Origin of the sequence: Marisediminicola sp. UYEF4, assembly GCF_040546025.1 — a bacterium.
Classification (GTDB): Bacteria; Actinomycetota; Actinomycetes; order Actinomycetales; family Microbacteriaceae; genus Marisediminicola.
Genome location: NZ_JBEPNA010000037.1, coordinates 1 through 2,002 on the forward strand (window position 1 = coordinate 1; position 2,002 = coordinate 2,002).

General features: G+C 60.3%; 2 protein-coding genes. Both read right to left on the reverse strand.

Annotated elements, in window-relative coordinates:
* Positions 1-22: 22 nt before the first annotated feature.
* Complete coding sequence (locus tag ABIB15_RS15240; protein WP_354480495.1) at positions 23-307, reverse strand: hypothetical protein; 285 nt, start codon at positions 305-307, stop codon at positions 23-25.
* Positions 308-842: 535 nt separating this feature from the next.
* A complete protein-coding gene (locus tag ABIB15_RS15245; RefSeq protein WP_354480497.1) occupies positions 843-1,100 on the reverse strand; it encodes a hypothetical protein in 258 nt (85 codons plus the stop codon).
* Positions 1,101-2,002 lie beyond the last annotated feature (902 nt).

The window sequence follows — 2,002 nt, forward strand, 5'->3', positions numbered from 1 at the left end:
CCGCCGCTGCGCGAGCAGCACATCACACCCGCGACCGCGAACCCGTGGCCGCATAAGAAAACCAATCAAACTGTCTCAAAAACTTGACGAGCGCAACCTTTCGAAGGGCGGTCTTAGTGGCCCCGTGGTCTATTGCGTAGTGGATCGCCTTGGCCGCGGCGACACGTCTCGTCTCGACTAGTTCCGCCACGTCAGCTTCGATCTTGGCCTCGGCCTCCGCGCGGAGCTTCCTGCGGATCGCTGGAATATCGGTGATGTTCTCTCGCCAGACTCGTCCGGCTTCCTGTATCGCTTGCAGGGTATTCATGAGTACATCCTGACATCGGCGGATCTTGGACCAAAACGGGCCCCGAGACGCCCTCGAGACAGGCCCTCGCTTCCCGGACAAACAGTCTTCGTAGGCGCACAACACGCACCCAGTAGTGACTTGAAAGCCGGTAACCGCCGCGGATCGCGTTTCGAGCAACGCCGTCACCATCATCGAGTTTGGTTGACGCAGCAGCCCGAGCACCACATCTCAGCCCACCAGCGGTCGTTGACCGAGGCGTTGCAACAGGCGACGGTAGCGATTCGAGGGATCTGAGGTGCACGACATCTCCCACATGATGGAGAGCTGACACCTTCGCAGGCGGATTCTTCTGCAGGCTAGTTCGACCAGCTAGGACCCTTCTCATTGACCACCCCGCGGGACATACTGAATGCATGACGTTCCTCAGCAAATGGCGGGCGCCGCTCCCGCCGTCGGAGCGGGTGCGCCGCGTCGCCGCCCGTGTCCGCGTGAACTCGGACAAACAAGTCGGCCGGACGACACCGCAGTGGATCCGTGACTTGGCCGCACGGCGCTAGACCGGGTCGACGCTCTCGATCCGTCCAAGTTGAATCACGTCGAGGCCACCAGCATCATTGCGGCACCGCGTCATTACGCCGGCGCGACCGACCGCGATCGGCTCTTTGAGGAGGACAGAGACGCAAAACCACTGCGAATCGACCCCCTCCACGGCGCTGACGGTCGCGGTTCCGTCGCTGATCGAGACGATGATCGAACAATTCGGGCTGGCGACGCGGTACTCCCCGGGCGGTGTTTGTCGGGTGGGTTCCATTGGTACAGCCTCCCATGCACTGCAGTCGGTGCCGGTGTACTGCCGGTGGAGGTCCAGAATGCGCCGTGATTGACCGTCAATATCCGGAAACCGAGAGACCGGAACGCCCTAAAACTCGGGACTATCGCGACCGTGACGGTCGTCTGAAGGCGAGAGCGCCACGTTTACACCGTGGGTGTCATGGGTTCGAGCCCGGTAGGGTCCACCAAGATGGGCGGCCTGCCATCGTCTTTTTCTCTACTGTTCACCGAGTCAAACTTCGGACCGCTACAGATGCTCCCGCGGAGCGCGCCGTGCCGGCAGCTCCTCACGAACGAAGATGATCGCGAGAAGATCAATACTGCGCCGCCAATAGCGAACAGGCTGAGAGCACTGAAACCGATGATCCCAGGCCACCCCGGCTCCGGTCCGCCCAGACTTGCCCAGTCATATCCGGGCGTTCTCCCGAGAACGCATATGCCCAGCAGAGCTGCGATACTCGCGAGGAGCATGCGGCCAGTACCGAGCAGGTGGACATATGCAGTACGGATACGACCCGAATCGACCGGGAATAGCCGGAACTCGAATCAGCCGGATGCGCGCTACTTGCTCGTAAAGACGGGAATTATTGCTGTAGTTGCAGGATGCTCAAAATCTGACCGGGCTACAGGGGGTCGCAGGTTCAAATCCTGTCAGCCCGACAAAAGCAAAATGCCTGATCAAAAGGGTATTTTGTGACGTCGCATGAGCGGTGGTGTGCCGGTCTTGGACCCAAATATGTACCCGCTGAACCCCTTGACTCGACATGGTCAAGGGGTTCAGGTGCTTCTAGACGATATGAGTACGGCGCTTACCTCTTGAGGCTGGGGCCCCCGTTCGAGTAGACGTGGGTTACCAGCCTGCGGAGGTTGGCCTATCCACAG